The organism is Tabrizicola sp. (assembly GCF_041919135.1).
Classification (GTDB): domain Bacteria; phylum Pseudomonadota; class Alphaproteobacteria; order Rhodobacterales; family Rhodobacteraceae; genus Tabrizicola.
The window spans coordinates 371,929-387,356 of the sequence record NZ_JAYRUJ010000001.1 but is presented as its reverse complement, the minus strand read 5'-3'; the positions used below and the strand labels follow the sequence as shown (position 1 = coordinate 387,356).

The window sequence follows — 15,428 nt, the reverse complement described above, 5'->3', positions numbered from 1 at the left end:
TCAGCAAGCTCAAGCAGTTCCGAAAGATCGCAACCAGATACGAAAAAACCGCGACCAACTACCTGGCCGCCGTCCTTCTCGTCTGCTCAAGACTATGGACCCGCGCTTATGAGTCCGCAGCCTAGGCCGCGCTTTTGCGGTAGGTCACCTGGTTCCGCCCCGCGCCCTTCGATTCCAGCAGCGCAAGATCGGCCTGTTCCACCAGCGCATCCACCGAGAGCGGCATCCCCTCGGCCAGCGCCGAAACCGCCACCCCGATCGAGACCGTGACCGTCAGCCCCAGCCCCGAGGGCAGCCGGATCGGACGCGCATCCAGCGCCGCGCACAGCCGTTCGGCGACGCGCCGCGCCTCGGGCGTCGCGCTGTCGGGCAGGACGGCCAGGAATTCCTCGCCGCCGATCCGGGCGAGAAGGTCGCCCTCGCGCAGGTTGGCCCGCAGCCGCCGCGCGACCTCGGCCAGGACGGCATCGCCGGCGGCATGGCCATGCTGGTCGTTCACCACCTTGAAGCGGTCGAGGTCCACCACCATCACCGCAAGATCCCGGCCCCGCTCCACCGCCCGGGCGGCGATCGCGGTCAGCGCCTGCGCCGCATAGCGCCGGTTGTGCAGCCCGGTCAGCGGGTCGATCATCGCCAGGCGCAGGTTGTCCTCGATCCGGGCGCGGGTGCGGTCGCCCTGCCGCTTGCGGCGCAGGAGGCTGCGGGTGCGCAGCGCCAGTTCCGTCGCGGTGACATGCGGCGCCACCACGTCATCCGCGCCAAGGTCGAAGGCGATCGCGGCCTCCTCGCCCTCGGCCGCCCGGCCGACCACGCAGACCGCGGAATGCCGGGTGGCGAGGTTGCTCTTCAACTCGGACACCAGCCGCAGCGAGGAGCCCGCATCGCCGTCCTCGTCATGGATGATGAAGACATCCGGCACCTCGGCCCCCTGCGCCGCCGCCGCCTCGGCCAGCGCCTGGGCGCGCGACAGGACCACCAGCCGGTCGCGCAACTGCCCGGCAAGGTCCGCCTGCAGCTGCCGCGCCACCTCGGCCTGCCCGGTCACCACCGCGACCGTGGCGCTGGGCTCGAAGGTCGCCGCCGCCTCGGCCAGGCCGGCGGGCTGGAGTTCGGCATCCGAAAAGACGATCTCGGCCCGCGTGCGCAACAGGTTGCGCACCCGCGCCAGCAGCACCTGGTCGCTGGCCGGCTTCACGATCACATCGTCCGCCCCGGCCGAGAAGGCCTTGAGCCGCGTCTCGCTGTCGCGCGCGGCGGTCAGGGCGATCACCGGAATGTCGCGCAGCCGCGGATCGCCCCTGAGGCGGCGCAGCACCTCGTAGCCGGAAATGTCGGGCAGGCCGATGTCGAGCAGAATCAGGTCGGGCCGTTCCGCCAGCGCCAGCGCCAGACCGCTTTCGCCGTCGCAGGCCAGCACGGGTTCGTAGAAGGCCGCCGCCAGGCGCGCCCGGTAGACGATGCGGTTTGTCGCCACGTCGTCGACAATTAGGATCCGTCCACTCATCTTTTCGCAGCCATGCCTGGATGACCAAGGTGCTGTACAGTCTGTTACCGAGAGAGTTAAGAAATCCTTTCCGAATTACGGCGAAGGCAGTATTTCGGGCCCGAGGCAGATGGAAATCAGCATGAAACCGGCCCAGAACCCGCGGGAATCCGCGCAGATGCTCGCGTTGCGGGCGCTTGCCTGGCTTGCCGCCGACGCCGGGCGGATCGGCGGCTTCATGGCTGCAACCGGCGCGGGCCCGGCGGAACTTGCCGCTCGCGCGCAGGATGCAGACTTCCAACTGGCGATTCTCGATTTCCTGCTCATGGACGATCGCCAGGTCATCGCCTTCTGCGATGACGAAGGCCTGCCCTATGCCGCACCGCTTTCCGCCCGCGCCGCCCTGCCCGGCGGGGCCGAGCCCGACTGGACCTGAAGATGATCGACGGACTGCTTTTCGACAAGGACGGAACCCTGTTCGACTTCCGCCTCTCCTGGGGCGGCTGGGCCGCCGGCTTCCTGACCTCCGTCGCCCGGGACGACGCCCATGCCGAGCGCATGGCGCGGGCCATCGGCTATGACCTTGCCGCCCGCGACTTCGCCCCCGACAGCCCGGTGATCGCCGGGACCGCGGCCCAGATCGCCACCACGCTTTTGCCCGAGCTTCCGGGCTTTACGCTGGACGATCTGACCGACCTGATCAACGACACCGCCGGCACCGCCCCCATGGCCGAGGCCGTGCCGCTGCGCCCGCTGCTGACCGGCCTGCGCGACCGGGGGATGCGGCTGGGGGTGGCGACCAACGATTCCGAGGCCCCGGCCCGGCGGCATCTTCAGGCGCATGGCATCACCGGCCTTTTCGACTATATCGTCGGCTACGATTCCGGCCATGGCGCCAAGCCCGGCCCCGGCATGTGCCTGGGCTTCCTGCATGCCTTCGGCCTGCAGCCCGCCCGCACCGCCATGGTGGGCGACAGTCTGCACGACCTTCACGCCGGCCGCGCCGCGGGGATGCGCACCATCGCGGTCCTGACCGGCATGGCCGCCGCCGCCACGCTGGCGCCCCATGCCGATGTCGTCCTGCCCGACATCGGCGCCATTCCCGGCTGGCTGGCGCAACTTCCCGACTGATCGCCTGAAAACGACGCATTTGCGTCGCTCTTGCGGTTCCCATCCTTGCCTCGCTTCCGTCATCCTGCCGCCAAGACAGCGGAGGATCCGATGACCGATGAGCCAACCCGTAAGAAACGCGCCGGTGGACGCGCGGGCATGAAGGTGCGCGCGGGTTCGGCCGCCATCGACCAGATGCCCTGGCGCATCCCGGTCAACCCCGACGCCCCGACCGAGCCCCTGGATGCCGAGGGCGTGCAGCGCATCCACAAGACCGCGATGCGGATCCTGTCCGACATCGGGATCGAGTTCCTGAACCCCGCGGCGGTGGAGCATCTGCGCCGCGCCGGCTGCATCGTCACCGGCACCAACGTCCGCATGGACGAGGATTTCGTGCTGGAGATGCTCGCCCGCGCGCCCGAAAGCTTTACCATCACCCCGCGCAACCCGGAGCGCGAGGTGGTCATGGGCGGCAAGCACATGCTGTTCGTGAATGTTTCCTCGCCGCCGAACGCCTGGGACATGGAGCGCGGCAAACGCTCGGGCGATTTCGAATCCTTCAAGGAATTCATGAAGCTGACGCAGTATTTCAACTGCATCCACATCGCGGGCGGCTATCCGGTGGAACCCGTGGACATCCACGCCAGCGTCCGCCATCTCGACTGCCTCTACGAGAAGCTGACCCTTACCGACAAGGTGGTCCACGCCTATTCGCTGGGGGCCGAGCGGGTCGAGGACGTTATGGAGATGGTCCGCATCGCCGGCGGGCTGTCGCATTCCGAATTCGACGCGAAGCCAAGGATGTATACCAACATCAACTCGGTCTCGCCCCTGAAGCACGACTATCCGATGCTCGACGGCGCGATGCGGATGGCCCGGCGTGGCCAGCCTGTCGTGGTGACGCCCTTCACGCTTGCCGGGGCGATGGCCCCCGTCACCCTGGCCGGCGCGGTGGCGCTGTCGATCGCCGAGGCGCTGGCGGCCATCGCGCTGCTGCAATACATCGCGCCGGGCTGCCCGGTCGCCATCGGCACCTTCACCTCGAACGTGGACATGAAATCCGGCGCCCCGGCCTTCGGCACCCCGGAATACATGCGCGCGACGCAGATGACCGGGCAACTCGTCCGGCATTACCGCCTTCCGCTCCGCTCCTCCGGCGTCTGCGCCGCGAACGTCCCCGACGGGCAGGCGATGTGGGAGACCTCGAATTCGCTCTGGGCCTCGGTCCAGTCGCGCACCAACATGGTCTACCATGCCGCCGGCTGGCTGGAGGGCGGGCTGATCGCCAGCCCCGAGAAGTTCATCATGGACTGCGAGGTCCTGCAGATGATCCAGCGCTATTTCGAGGGGGCGACCTGGGCCACGACCGAGGACGACCTCGCCTTCGACGCGATCCGCGAGGTCGGCGCGGGAGGGCATTATTTCGGCGTCCAGCACACCCAGGAACGCTACCAGCACGCCTTCTATGCGCCCTTCGTCAGCGACTGGCGGAACTACGAGGCGTGGCAGGCGGACGGGTCGGTCTGGACGGTCGAGCGGGCGCACCGGATCTACAAGCAGATCCTGGCCGAATTCGAGGCGCCGGAGATGGACCATGCGGCGCAAGAGGAACTGACCCGCTTTGTCGCCCGAAGGAAGCAGGAAGGCGGCGCGCCGACCGATTTCTGACCCGGCGCATCACCCCGGTCAAAGGCTCCGGCGCGATGTCTTCGACGACATCGCCCTCCTTCGAAAGGACGCGACATGACCCCTGTCGAAGCCTCCCTCGCCGATCTCGCCGCCGCTTTGGCCGAAGGCCGCACCACCTCGGTCGCGCTGCTGGCCGCCTGCCTGCAGCGCATCGCCGCCTATGACCGCTCCGGCCCCCGGCTGAACGCCATTCCGGTCCTGAACCCGCAGGCCTTTGCGGAGGCCCGCGCCTCCGACCTCCGGCGCGCGGCGGGAAAGGCGCTCGGCCCGCTCGACGGCATCCCCTACACCGCCAAGGACAGTTACAAGGCCAGGGGGCTGAGCGTCGCCGCGGGCTCGCCCGCCTTTGCCGGGCTCATCGCCAGCGACGATGCCTTTGCCATCGCCCGGCTGCGCGCCGCCGGGGCGGTGCTGGTCGGGCTGACCAACATGCCCCCGATGGCGAACGGCGGCATGCAGCGCGGGCTCTACGGCCGGGCGGAAAGCCCCTACAGCGCGGACTGGCTTACCGCCGCCTTCGCCTCCGGCTCCTCCAACGGATCGGGCACGGCCACCGCCGCCGGCTTCGCGGCCTTCGGCCTTGGCGAGGAGACCTGGTCCTCTGGCCGGGCCCCCGCCGCGCTGAACGGGCTTTGCGCCTATACGCCGTCGCGCGGGGTGATCTCGGTCCGGGGCAACTGGCCGCTGGTGCCGACGATGGATGTGGTCGTCCCCCATACCCGCAGCATGGCGGACCTCCTGCTCCTTCTTGACACGCTGGTCGCGGACGATCCCGAGACGCGCGGCGACTTCTGGCGCGCCCAGCCCTGGGTTCGCCTGCCGAAACCCTCGCAACATCGCCCCGCGAGTTACCCGGCCCTTGCGGCAAGCGCGACGCTGAAGGGCAAGCGCATCGCCATCCCCGCCATGTACATCAACGCCGACGCCCAGGCCGGAGGGCAGGGGATCGGCGGTCCCACCGGCCAGCGGATCGAGACCCGCGCCTCCATCATCGCCCTTTGGGAAGCTGCGAAAGCCGCGATGGAGGCGGCCGGGGCCACGATCCTTGTCACCGATTTCCCGGTGGTCACCAACTACGAAGCCGACCGCCCCGGCGCGCCCTCGATCGCCACGCGCGGCCTTGTCCCGCCCGGCTACCTCAAGCGCGAGATCGTCGACCTTTCCGCCTGGTCCTGGGATGATTTCCTGCGCGCGAACGGCGGCACGCCGGGCAGCCTGGCCGAAGTGGACGGCGCGACGATCTTTCCGCAGCCGCCCGGCGCGCTGCCCGACCGCTATACCGGGTTCGACGACGACATCGCCCATTACCCCGACCAGGCCCGCGCCCATCCCTGCGACGACTTCCGCCGGATTCCCACGCTGGAGGAGGGTCTCAAGGGCCTGGAAGCCACCCGCAAGCAGGATCTCGAGGACTGGATGGACGCGCTTCGGCTTGACGCCGTGGTCTTCCCGGCGCTGGCCGACGTGGCGCCTGCGGATGCCGACACCAATCCCGCCTCCGCCGATCTTGCCTGGCGCAACGGCACCTGGGTCGCGAACGGCAACCTGGCGATCCGGCACCTGGGCATCCCGACCGTCACCCTGCCGATGGGCAGGATGGCGGACACCGGCATGCCCATGGGCCTGACCTTCGCGGGCCGCGCCCATGACGACGCGGCGCTCCTGCAACTGGCCCTGGCGTTCGAGGCCACCGGCCCCTGCCGCACCGCGCCGCCGCGCACCCCCGACCTGCCCGCGCCGCCGGTCCTGTCCCCTCGCGAGACGGATGCGCCAGGGCTCACGGCCACCATCTCGCGCCGGCAGGGGCGGCTTGGCCTGACCCTGGCCGCCAGCGCGCCGATGCTCTGGGCCTGGGTGGACGACCGGCCCGTCCCCGGCCTGCCCGCCACTTCGGCCAGCCTGACCCTGGCCGGGAACACGCACCGGCACAGCCCCTGGCTTCCGCCCTACGGCCCGCTGGTGATCGCGCTTTTCGCGGACGGGCAGGGCGCGATGCTCGACCTTTCGGCGTCGGATCCCTGACCCGCCGCCGGTCCCCCGCCGCTCAGACCCGGGCCAGCCGCCAGAACCGCCACATCAGGCTGCCGGCCGCGCAGAAGAGGCCCACCACCAGCCCCAGCCACAGCCCGACCCCGCCCAGACCCGCCTGGAAGGCCAAAAGGTAGCTGCAGGGAATCCCGATCAGCCAATAGCTGACCGCCGCCAGGATCATCGGCACCCGCGTATCCTGCACCCCGCGCAAAAGGCCCAGCGCCATGACCTGCATCCCGTCCGCCAGCTGGAACAGCCCCGCCACCATCAAGAGCACCGTGCCATAGGCCAGGATCGCCGCGCTTTCCGGCTTGGCCATGTCCAGGAACAGGCCCACGATCGGCCGGGGCAGGGTCAGGAACACCGTGACCGAACTGACCGCCACCACCAGCGACAGGGCCACCGCCACCCCGGCGGCCCGGCGCAGCGCGGGCCATTCCTTGCGCCCCTCGAACCGCGCCACCCGGATCGTCGCCGCGCTGGACAGCCCGACATGCAGCATGAAGGTCAGCGCCGCCACCTCCAGCGCGATGCCATGCGCGGCCAGCTCTACCGTGCCGATCCAGCCCATCATCAGCGCCGAGGCATGGAACAGCCCGCCCTCCGCCAGCCCGGTCAGCCCGATCGGCACGCCCAGCCGCCAGACCAGCCGCAGCGAGGACCAGTCCGCCCGCCAGAACCGCTGGAACAGGTGGAACTTCCGCAAATCGGGCAGAAGTCCGGCGTATAGCCCCAGCAACAGCAGCGACATGACCTGCACGCTCAGCGTCGCCACGGCCGAGCCGCGCGCGCCCATCTCGGGAAAACCCCAATTGCCGAAGATCAAGAGCCAGTTGACCGCGATGTTCAGCCCGACCGCCGCCAGCGTGACCCAAAGCACCACCTGCGTCCGCCCGAAGGCGGAGAGGTAGCTTTGCAGCACCGTCACGCACAGCGCCGGCACCAGCCCCGCCCCGGCGATCCGCAGATAGCCCTGCGCCAGCTCCGCGACCTCGGGCTTCTGGCCCAGCGCCAGCAGGATCGGCCCGGACCACCAGAAGACCGGCGCCACCGCCAGGCCAAAGCCGATCGAGAGCCACAGCCCCATCCGCGTGTCCCGCCGCACCTGCGTCTCGTCGCCCCGCGCCAGGGCGGCGGCGACCATCGGCAGCACCGCCTTGGCAAAGCCCGCGCCCAGCACATAGACGATGAAGAAGGACGAGGCGCCCAGCACCACCGCCGCCAGCGGCACCACGCCATACCAGCCGACCATGACCACATCGGTCACATGCAGCGCCATCTGCGCCAGCGAGGACCCCGCAAGGGGAAGTCCCAGCGCGAGCGTCTCCCTCGCGTGGGTGGAGTTGGACATGTCCTGCGTCATGCGGTCAGGCTTAGCCAAGGGGCGCGGCCTTCACAAGCCACCGGATCCGCCGCGCCGCGGCGACAGGCCCGGCCTGCAGGGAGAGGCCCGCCGCGACAGGGCCTCGCGGCCGGCCGGTGCGCCGCAGCGCAACAGAGTCCGCTCGCCGCATCCGCGGCCCGAGCCTTCCGCCGCGGCGTCAGGCCCCGCGCCACAGCAGCATCAGCGCCGCCAGCGCGATCGCCGTGCCCAGGGTCAGCTCCAGCAGCGGGATCATCCGCGCGATCCGCCCGCCGCCAAGCCCGGCCAGCGCGCCCTCGCGCGCCCAGACCGCCATCAGCGCCACCGCCACCGTGACCAGCGCCGTGCCCAGCCCCATGACGAAGGCCCCGACCACCCCCGCCAGCGCGATCCCCAATTGCCAGGTCAGCACCAGCACGAACAGCGCGCCCGAACAGGGCCGGACCGCGATTCCCGCCACCAGCAGCGCCGCGTCGCGCCAGCCCGCGACCCGCTCCACCTCGGCGACCGAGGGCCCATGCGCATGGCCGCAGCCCGGTCCGTGCCGGTGGTCATGCGCATGGCCGTGGTCGTGCCCGTGATCATGCCCCAGGCCCCGGACCCCGCGCAGGACCAGCCAGAGCCCCAGCCCCGCGATCATCGCATGGCCCATGGGCGTCAGCCAGTCCTCGGCCGCGCCCTCCACCGCGCCGCGCGCCAGGCCCAGTGCCGCGACCAGCGAATAGACCAGCGCCACCGCCACCGCCGCCTGCGCCAGGCTGGAGATGAGCGCCAGCCCCGCCAGCCGCCCGACCGGCACCCGCCGCGCCACGCCATAGCCGCCGATCACCAGCTTGCCATGCCCCGGCCCCGCCGCATGCAGCACGCCATAGGCCAGGCAGGCGCCCCAGAAGGCGGCCAGCGCCCCCGGCTCTCCGCCGCGCAGGGCCCGGATCGCGCCCGCCAGCCGCTCCTGCGTCGCGCGCTGCGCCGCCTCCAGCCACAGGGCCGGCGCGTCCAGCGCCCCGCCCAGCCACAGCAGCACCAGGACCAGCACCAGGGCCAGCCCGGCCAGCCCTAACCCGCGGCGCATGTCACCCGCACCTCGTCGGCGAAAGTCGCCCCCACCTCGGGAAACTCGGCCTCCGGATCCGCATCCGGCGCATAGCCCGCCAGCGCCGCCAGCAGGTCCTCTTGCGCCGCATCGGGATCCGGCCTGACCACCCGGGCCGAACAGCCCTCGCCCCCGGTCAGCACCGCGCCGCCGGGGATCGCATAGGCGACGTAATAGCCCGGATCATAGGCCCGGATCACCAGCTCGCCCCCCGCCAGCGGCACCGGCGCGTCGAAGACCCGCAGATGGGTCGAGGTGATCTTTCCCCCGTCATATGAGGCCGAAACCTCCATCGGCCGCGACAGCGCCAGCCCGGCCCCGGCCTGCGCCGCATGGGTGTCGCCGGCAAAGCCCTGGTCCCAGTTCATGTCGAAACCCGACAGCCGCGCCACTTCCTCGGGCGTGAGCTTGCCGTCCCAATCCGGATCCAGCCCCAGGTCGCCGATGATGTACAGCGAGTAAAGCTCGTCATAGGTCCAGCCGATGCGGATCCCGGTGGCCTCGTTCCGCCCGTTCAGGATCACCTCGACCGTGGTGTCTATGAACACATGCGGATGCGCCAGCGCCGGGCCCGCCGCCAGAATTCCACAGATCGGGCCGATCATCCGCATGGCCCGCAGCCTAGTTCCCCGCGCCGCCGGGGAAAAGAGGGGCGCGGCACTCCCTGGCAAGGAATCTCCGGTCTTGCTCTTTTTGCAAATACTCTCAGGGGGTTCGGGGGCAGAATGCCCCCGACGCCGAGGAGGAGGGCGCAAGCCCCGACGACGAGAGGAAAGGCCTCGCGCGCCAGCGCCCGATCCGGCAGCCGTCCCTCACCCGCGCTGCATCGCCGGATGGGTCGCCGAGTCATAGATTTCCGGCCCCATCCCCAGGACCTGCACCGCACGGCCCACGATCAGCGGATCGGGGGTGCCGACCACGGCATGGTCCTTGTTCGGATATTCAAGCGTCGACAGGAAATGCCGCATGCAGTTCAGCCGCGCCCGCTTCTTGTCGTCCGACTTGACGATCACCCAGGGCGCATCGGCGGTGTCGGTGTAGAAGAACATCGCCTCCTTCGCCTCGGTATAATCGTCCCACTTGTCGAGGCTCGCCTTGTCGATCGGCGACAGCTTCCACATCTTCAGCGGATCGGTCTCCCGCGCCAGGAACCGCGCGCGCTGTTCCTCCCGCGTCACGCTGAACCAGTATTTGTACAGCCGGATCCCCGAGCGCACCAGCATCCGCTCCAGCTCCGGCGCCTGGCGCATGAACTCCAGGTATTCGCTGGGCGTGCAGAAGCCCATCACCCGCTCGACCCCGGCGCGGTTGTACCAGGAGCGGTCGTAGAACACCATTTCCCCCGCCGTCGGCAGATGCGCGATGTAACGCTGGAAGAACCATTGGCCCTTCTCCACGTCCGAAGGCTTGGTCAGCGCGCAGACCCGGGCGTAACGCGGGTTCAGATGCTCCATGAACCGCTTGATCGTGCCGCCCTTGCCGGCCGCGTCGCGGCCCTCCATCAGGATCACGAACTTCTGCCCGGTCTCCTGCGCCCAGATCTGCACCTTCAGCAGCTCGGCCTGCAGCTTGGCCTTTTCCGACTCGTAGGTGGCGCGGCCCATCAGCCGGGCATAGGGGTAGCGGCCGGATTCGAAGGCCTGGTGCAGGGGGCTGTCCGCCACCGGAAAGCTTTTCGGACCGGGCGCGGCAGGGGCCCCGGCGGTCACGGCGGCGGCGGTGTCGATCGTCTTGCTGTCGTCCATGGGCATCTGCGCTCCTGCACTGGGTACACCGGCGGCACCCATGCACAAAACCCTGCACGCCGCCTTGACCCGGATCAACCCCGGCGCGAAAGACAAGGAAAAGGGGCGGCGCGGGTCCGGATCCTGCCGCCCCATGGCTCAAGGATAGCTCGGAAAGAGGGGCCGCCAATGCCTTGCGGTCCGACCAGACTAGCCGCCGGCGGAACGACCCGCATACCCCATCAAGGGTAAGCGACCGCGGCCTGCGCCTGCATCCGCTCCACCGCCTCCAGCACCTGCGGCCAGGCCGCGAAGAACAGAAGCTGCCCGGTCCCGGCCAGGAATTCCACCTCCAGATGCGGATAGTCCGCCGCCAGTTCGCGGATCGTCTGCACCGGGGACTGCGGGTCCTGATCGCCCTGCAAGAGCCGGACCGGCACCCGCACCGCATGCACCACCGCCGACCAGTCCCGCTCGGATCCGATGCATTCGGCGGAAAAGGCCGCATGCGCCGACCATCTCGTCGCCAGGCAGACCTCCGAGCCCTCCAGCACCGCCGCCTTGACCTCGGGTTGCGCGAAGGTCGCCATGTCGGCCGGGCTGCCGCCGTTCACCTGGCGGAAGAAGGCTTCCTTGCCCAGGCGGCGGGCCAGGCTGAAGCCCGCCTGCACCAGGAAGGGCAGGACCCTTGGCGCATGGCGCGCATTGGCCAGGATGAAGCGCTGCCACTTGTCCATCCGCTCGTATTGCGCGGGCGTGCGCACCGGCAGCTGGCAGGCGGCGCCGACGATGCCGCGCACCAGATCGGGCCGCAGGTTCGCCAGCTGCATCGCAAAGCGCAGGTCCGCGCCCAGGGGCAACGCCACCGCGCCCTTCAGGCCCAGGTGGTCCAGCACGGCGGCGTAGTCCTGCGTCACCCCCTCCAGATGGTCCGCGCCCCTGGGCAGAGGGTCGGTGCGGCCATAGCCCGCCCGCACCGGCACGATCACCCGCAGCCCCCGCGCCGCCGCCGCCCGCTCGGCCGCGGCGGGCCAGCGGATCAGCCCGTAGTCGAGATGCATGTAGAGGACCGGTCGCCCCGCCGGATCGCCGAAGCCGATCCATGTCAGCCGCCGCCCGTCCGGCCCGCGCATCTCCTGCACCGGCCGGGCCTCCAGCGCGCCGCGCGGCACCGGACCGGCCTGCCCGCCCAGGGGCAAGAGCGCCACATCCATCAGCCCCAGCACCACGCGCACCAGTTCCGACTGGCTGTGCGTCTCGGTCTTGGCCAGGACCGAGCGCACCTGCGTCCGCACCGTCTCCAGCGACCGGCCCCGCGCCTCGGCGATGTCGCGCAGCGGCAGGCCCAGCGTCACCCCGCGCACGATCTCGACCTCGGCCGCCGTCAGGCCGAAGGCCTCCTGCACCGTGTCGGCAAAACCCTCGGGCCAGACCAGTTCGGTCGAGACCACCAGCGCCAGCGGCCTTGCTCCGCCGCCCTCGACCGGGCTGACCCGCAGGATCACCGGGCTGCCGGTGACGGTCGAGCGGATGCGCAGCGTCACCACCTTCTCGGCCCGCCGCGCCGCGACCTTGCGGATCACGCCCTGCAACAGCTCGCGATCCTCGGCATCGAAGGGCAGGGCGGCGAAGGGCCCGCCCTCGGCGACCCCGAAGGCCGCCACCGCCGCCCGGTTGCAGCCGGCGACCTGCGCCCCGCCATCCGCCAGGAAGGCGGCCGAGCGCGGGATCTCCTCCAGCACCGAACGCGGCCCCGCCTCGCGCGCAGCCGCCTCATAGCGGTCCAGGAACACCGAGGCCCGCGCCAGATGCGCCTCGATCTCGGGATCCTCCAGCGCGATGGCGCTGTCGCGCAAGCGGGCGACGCTGCCCTCCCAGACCTCCAGCAGTTCCTCCAGCCGGATCGGATCCACCGCCACGTCGTAAAGCCGCTCGACGATCTCGGCCCGGTGGTCGCGATCGGCGAAGGATGCGGTGACGATTTTCGGCCCCGACTCGGTCATCTCGCCACACTGGTCACGTTCCGGCCCCGCAATTCGGCACAAGCAATACCAACAGGCAAGCGGCCCAGGCAAACGGCGCAAGGGCCCCCTTTTTCTTGCCTTCTACACCCACTAGGCTTTGCCCGTCACCACAGGAGTTTTCCGATGCCCACCCTTTACGGCGTCTTCCGCAGCCGCGCCTCGCGCCCGGTCTGGCTGATGTACGAGCTGGACATGGCCTTCGACCATGTCCCGGTGATCCAGGCCTACCGGCTGCCGCAGGCCAGCGCCCCCGACGCGCCGCTGAACACCACCTCTGCCGCCTTCCTGCAGGTCAACCCGCAGGGCCAGATCCCGGCCTATGTCGAGGGGGACCTGACGCTCACCGAATCGCTGGCGATCACCAACCATATCGCCCGCACCCGTGGCGGCGACCTCGGTCCCCGCACCCCGGCGGAACAGGCGTTGATCGACCAGTGGACGCTTCTCGCCGTCACCGCCGTGGAAGGCCCGGCGCTGGAGATCCTGAACATCGTCGGGGCCGGCGGCGACCAGACGCCCGAGGGCCAGGGCGCCATCGCGATCTGCGCCGAAAAGCTGCGCCGCCCGCTGAAACGGCTCGAGGCGCATCTGGCCGTCCACAGCCATCTGGTCGGCGACCGCTTCACCGTGGCCGACCTCAACCTCGCCGAATGCCTGCGCTATGCCCAGGGCCACCCGACGCTCCTGGCCGAGTTCCCGGCGGTGAAGATCTGGCTCGAGACCTGCCAGTCGCGCCCGGCCTTCCAGAAGATGTGGACCGCGCGGCTGGCGGAACCCGCGTAAGACCGGCGAGACGATCTCCAGGCCAGCCGGTTTCATACTGGTGCAAATATCCCACGGGGGTCCGGGGGTGTGAAACCCCCGGTCCGACCCCACGGCCGGCGCTGCCCCCACATCTTGCGCCTCTCCCCCGCAAGGTGATCTAATACGGCCAAGCCCAGACAGGATGCCCCATGCCGAACGACCTTCTCTCCCAGGCCGCGACCACCTATGACGCCTCCTCGATCGAGGTACTCGAAGGCCTGGAGCCGGTCCGCAAGCGCCCCGGCATGTACATCGGCGGCACCGACGAACGCGCGCTGCATCACATGGTCGCCGAGATCCTGGACAACGCGATGGACGAGGCGGTGGCGGGCCACGCCAACCGCATCGAGGTGGAGCTGCACGCCGACAACTCCGTCACCGTCCGCGACAACGGGCGCGGCATCCCCGTCGACCCCCACCCGAAATTCCCCGGCAAATCCGCGCTGGAGGTCATCCTCTGCACCCTCCACGCCGGGGGCAAGTTTTCCAACAAGGCCTATTCCACGTCCGGCGGCCTCAACGGCGTCGGCTCCTCGGTCGTCAACGCCCTCTCCGATGCCCTGACCGTCCAGGTCGCGCTGAACAAGGAACTTTACGAACAAAGCTTCTCGCGCGGCATCCCGCTTGGCCCGATCCAGAAACTCGGGCCCATCCAGAACCGGCGCGGGACGTGGTTCACCTTCCACCCCGACCCGGAGATCTTCGGCCACCAGACCCTGAAACCCGCGCGCCTGTTCAAGATGACGCGGTCCAAGGCTTATCTCTTCTCCGGCGTCGAGATCCGCTGGAAATCTGCGGTCAGCGACGGCGACACGCCGCAGGAAGCCACCTTCCACTTCCCCGGCGGCCTCGCCGATTTCCTGAACGATTCCTTGAAGAAACTCACCACCTATTCCGAACGCCCCTTCGCCGGGCGGGTGAGCTTCGAGGAGAAATACCAGATCCCCGGCTCGGTCGAATGGGCGATCAACTGGACGCCCGCGCAGGACGGCTACCTCCACTCCTACTGCAACACCGTCCCCACCCCCGAGGGCGGCACGCATGAGGCCGGGTTCTGGGCCGCGATCCTGAAAGGCATCCGCGCCTATGGCGAGCGGGTGAAGAACCGCAAGGCCGAGGCGATCACCCGCGACGACCTGCTCACCGGCGGCTGCGCGCTGCTGTCGATCTTCATCCGCGAACCCAGCTTCGTCGGCCAGACCAAGGACCGGCTCTCGACCGAGGAAGCCGCGAAATGGGTGGAGAACGCCGTCCGCGACCATTTCGACACCTGGCTTGCCGCCGACCCGAAATCCGCCGGCGCGATCCTCGACTTCCTGGTCCTGCGCGCCGAGGAACGCCTGCGCCGCCGCGAGGAAAAGGAAACCGCCCGCAAGACCGCCACCAAGAAGCTGCGCCTGCCCGGAAAGCTGACCGACTGCTCGGCCAAGAACCGCGAGGGGACGGAACTTTTCATCGTCGAGGGCGACTCGGCCGGCGGCTCGGCCAAGGGGGCGCGCGACCGCAACTTCCAGGCCCTCCTGCCGCTGCGCGGCAAGGTGCTGAACGTCCTCGGCGCGGCGTCGTCGAAACTCGGCGAGAATGCCGAGATCCGCGACATCTGCGAGGCCCTGGGCACCGGCATGGGCACCAGGTTCAAGGTCGACGACCTGCGCTATGACAAGATCATCATCATGACCGACGCCGACGTCGACGGCGCGCATATCGCGAGCCTCTTGATGACCTTCTTCTTCACCCAGATGCGCCCGCTGATCGACAAGGGCCACCTCTATCTCGCCTGCCCGCCGCTCTACCGCCTGACCCAGGGCGCGCGGCGGATGTATGTCGCCGACGACGCCGAGAAGGAGGAATGGCTGGCCAAGGGCCTGGGCGGCAAAGGCAAGATCGACGTCCAGCGGTTCAAGGGCCTGGGCGAGATGGACGCCAAGGACCTGAAGGACACCACGATGAACCCGGCGACCCGCAAGCTGATCCGGGTCAGCATCGACGACGAGGACGGCGGCGAGACCGGCGACCTGGTCGAGCGCCTGATGGGCAAGAAGCCGGAGCTGCGCTTCCAGTACATCCAGGAGAATGCGCGGTTCGTTGAGGAACTGGATGTGTGACC

At 69.7% G+C, this 15,428-nt stretch carries 12 protein-coding genes and 1 pseudogene; 7 read left to right on the top strand and 6 right to left on the bottom strand.

Annotated features, from left to right (window positions below; translation table 11 throughout):
• A pseudogene (locus ACE3UA_RS01870) lies at positions 1-125 on the top strand (IS5/IS1182 family transposase); the annotation flags it as partial.
• Here ACE3UA_RS01870 and ACE3UA_RS01865 read toward each other — a convergent pair.
• Positions 122-1,504, bottom strand: coding sequence for a diguanylate cyclase (locus ACE3UA_RS01865; protein WP_374641910.1), 1,383 nt, complete (start codon positions 1,502-1,504; stop codon positions 122-124). The pseudogene ACE3UA_RS01870 and the gene ACE3UA_RS01865 sit on opposite strands and share 4 nt — an antisense overlap.
• Before the next feature lie 121 nt (positions 1,505-1,625).
• Here ACE3UA_RS01865 and ACE3UA_RS01860 point away from each other — a divergent pair, with 121 nt between their 5' ends.
• The 4 genes from ACE3UA_RS01860 (at position 1,626) to ACE3UA_RS01845 (ending at position 6,304) form a co-directional block, all read left to right on the top strand.
• Positions 1,626-1,919: a DUF3572 family protein gene (locus tag ACE3UA_RS01860; RefSeq protein ID WP_374641908.1), complete on the top strand. Its 294-nt coding sequence runs from the start codon at positions 1,626-1,628 to the stop codon at positions 1,917-1,919.
• A gap of 2 nt (positions 1,920-1,921) precedes the next feature.
• The gene (locus ACE3UA_RS01855; protein ID WP_374641906.1) at positions 1,922-2,614 is read left to right on the top strand and encodes an HAD family hydrolase; all 693 of its coding nucleotides are present in this window, start codon (positions 1,922-1,924) and stop codon (positions 2,612-2,614) included.
• Positions 2,615-2,704: 90 nt separating this feature from the next.
• Positions 2,705-4,261 (top strand): trimethylamine methyltransferase family protein, encoded by a 1,557-nt coding sequence (locus ACE3UA_RS01850; RefSeq protein WP_374641904.1) that lies wholly within the window; start codon positions 2,705-2,707, stop codon positions 4,259-4,261.
• A gap of 75 nt (positions 4,262-4,336) precedes the next feature.
• Complete coding sequence (locus ACE3UA_RS01845; protein ID WP_374641902.1) at positions 4,337-6,304, top strand: amidase; 1,968 nt, start codon at positions 4,337-4,339, stop codon at positions 6,302-6,304.
• Positions 6,305-6,326: 22 nt separating this feature from the next.
• Here ACE3UA_RS01845 and ACE3UA_RS01840 read toward each other — a convergent pair whose 3' ends face one another.
• The 5 genes from ACE3UA_RS01840 to ACE3UA_RS01820 all read right to left on the bottom strand — a co-directional run bounded on the left by ACE3UA_RS01840 (position 6,327) and on the right by ACE3UA_RS01820 (position 12,496).
• Entirely contained in the window at positions 6,327-7,664 is a 1,338-nt protein-coding gene (locus tag ACE3UA_RS01840; RefSeq protein ID WP_374641900.1) for an MATE family efflux transporter, read from the bottom strand.
• Between the two features lie 190 nt (positions 7,665-7,854).
• Positions 7,855-8,748, bottom strand: coding sequence for a nickel/cobalt transporter (locus ACE3UA_RS01835; protein WP_374641898.1), 894 nt, complete (start codon positions 8,746-8,748; stop codon positions 7,855-7,857).
• Positions 8,733-9,380: a DUF1007 family protein gene (locus tag ACE3UA_RS01830; protein WP_374641896.1), complete on the bottom strand. Its 648-nt coding sequence runs from the start codon at positions 9,378-9,380 to the stop codon at positions 8,733-8,735. Before ACE3UA_RS01830 ends, ACE3UA_RS01835 begins: the two co-directional genes overlap by 16 nt.
• A 201-nt stretch (positions 9,381-9,581) precedes the next feature.
• Complete coding sequence (gene ppk2, locus ACE3UA_RS01825) at positions 9,582-10,520, bottom strand: polyphosphate kinase 2 (protein WP_374641894.1); 939 nt, start codon at positions 10,518-10,520, stop codon at positions 9,582-9,584.
• 215 nt (positions 10,521-10,735) lie between these two features.
• Positions 10,736-12,496, bottom strand: coding sequence for a helix-turn-helix transcriptional regulator (locus ACE3UA_RS01820; RefSeq protein WP_374641892.1), 1,761 nt, complete (start codon positions 12,494-12,496; stop codon positions 10,736-10,738).
• Positions 12,497-12,640: 144 nt separating this feature from the next.
• Between ACE3UA_RS01820 and ACE3UA_RS01815 the strand changes: the two genes are divergently transcribed.
• Positions 12,641-13,300 carry a glutathione S-transferase family protein gene (locus ACE3UA_RS01815; RefSeq protein ID WP_374641890.1) on the top strand — a complete coding sequence of 220 codons (660 nt, stop codon included), beginning with the start codon at positions 12,641-12,643 and terminating at the stop codon, positions 13,298-13,300.
• A gap of 170 nt (positions 13,301-13,470) precedes the next feature.
• Positions 13,471-15,426 carry a DNA topoisomerase IV subunit B gene (gene parE, locus ACE3UA_RS01810; RefSeq protein ID WP_374641888.1) on the top strand — a complete coding sequence of 652 codons (1,956 nt, stop codon included), beginning with the start codon at positions 13,471-13,473 and terminating at the stop codon, positions 15,424-15,426.
• The last annotated feature ends 2 nt before the right edge of the window (positions 15,427-15,428 follow it).

Excerpts from the sequence above, each read along its gene's own strand:
- ACE3UA_RS01865 (WP_374641910.1), bottom strand. The coding sequence starts at position 1,504 with ATGAGTGGACGGATCCTAATTGTCGACGACGTGGCGACAAACCGCATC.
- ACE3UA_RS01860 (WP_374641908.1), top strand. The coding sequence starts at position 1,626 with ATGAAACCGGCCCAGAACCCGCGGGAATCCGCGCAGATGCTCGCGTTG.
- ACE3UA_RS01855 (WP_374641906.1), top strand. The coding sequence starts at position 1,922 with ATGATCGACGGACTGCTTTTCGACAAGGACGGAACCCTGTTCGACTTC.
- ACE3UA_RS01850 (WP_374641904.1), top strand. The coding sequence starts at position 2,705 with ATGACCGATGAGCCAACCCGTAAGAAACGCGCCGGTGGACGCGCGGGC.
- ACE3UA_RS01845 (WP_374641902.1), top strand. The coding sequence starts at position 4,337 with ATGACCCCTGTCGAAGCCTCCCTCGCCGATCTCGCCGCCGCTTTGGCC.
- ACE3UA_RS01840 (WP_374641900.1), bottom strand. The coding sequence starts at position 7,664 with ATGTCCAACTCCACCCACGCGAGGGAGACGCTCGCGCTGGGACTTCCC.
- ACE3UA_RS01835 (WP_374641898.1), bottom strand. The coding sequence starts at position 8,748 with ATGCGCCGCGGGTTAGGGCTGGCCGGGCTGGCCCTGGTGCTGGTCCTG.
- ACE3UA_RS01830 (WP_374641896.1), bottom strand. The coding sequence starts at position 9,380 with ATGCGGATGATCGGCCCGATCTGTGGAATTCTGGCGGCGGGCCCGGCG.
- ppk2 (WP_374641894.1), bottom strand. The coding sequence starts at position 10,520 with ATGCCCATGGACGACAGCAAGACGATCGACACCGCCGCCGCCGTGACC.
- ACE3UA_RS01820 (WP_374641892.1), bottom strand. The coding sequence starts at position 12,496 with ATGACCGAGTCGGGGCCGAAAATCGTCACCGCATCCTTCGCCGATCGC.
- ACE3UA_RS01815 (WP_374641890.1), top strand. The coding sequence starts at position 12,641 with ATGCCCACCCTTTACGGCGTCTTCCGCAGCCGCGCCTCGCGCCCGGTC.
- parE (WP_374641888.1), top strand. The coding sequence starts at position 13,471 with ATGCCGAACGACCTTCTCTCCCAGGCCGCGACCACCTATGACGCCTCC.